Genomic DNA, 501 nt, shown 5'->3' on the forward strand with positions numbered 1-501 from the left:
AAGAAGGGGGAGGGAACGGTGATGATCGTCACCGGCTGCAAGAGGGGGTGGTAGAGGGACGGAAACGGCCGGGCATCGGTGGGGTATAACTGACAGAGGAGGCGCTTGTGCGTGGAGAGAAGAGAAGAGAGGCGGGGATTGGTCTGGTGAAGCCTGAGGGTGGTGCTTGCCTTTTATAGGGGCCGGGGAGGGGCATGCCGGGGCGAGAAAGATGATGAAGGAAAAATAGCGTTCATCACACCATTTGGGATCTTCAGTTACACCAAGATGGCATTCGGGCTGAAGAACGGTGGAGCAACTTATCAGAAGTGCATTCATATCATCTTGGAGCCTCAGATTGGGAGAAACGTCAAAGCCTACATTGATGATGTAGTGGTGAAGTCAAAAAAGTGTGGGGATCTGCTTGATGACCTCAAGGAGACATTCGACAATCTCCGTAAGTACAAGATGTTGCTTAATCCTAAAAAATATGTGTTTGATGTGTCATCAGAGAAGCTGCTC

1 protein-coding gene is annotated in these 501 nt (G+C 50.5%); it reads left to right on the forward strand.

From position 1 onward, the window contains the following. Window positions 1–159: 159 nt before the first annotated feature. Window positions 160–501 (forward strand): reverse transcriptase family protein (locus ACQY8X_RS21255; RefSeq protein ID WP_428037116.1); only part of this gene is annotated, 342 nt, incomplete at its 3' end.

Source organism: Amphritea sp., from assembly GCF_050300915.1.
GTDB lineage: Bacteria > Pseudomonadota > Gammaproteobacteria > Pseudomonadales > Balneatricaceae > Amphritea.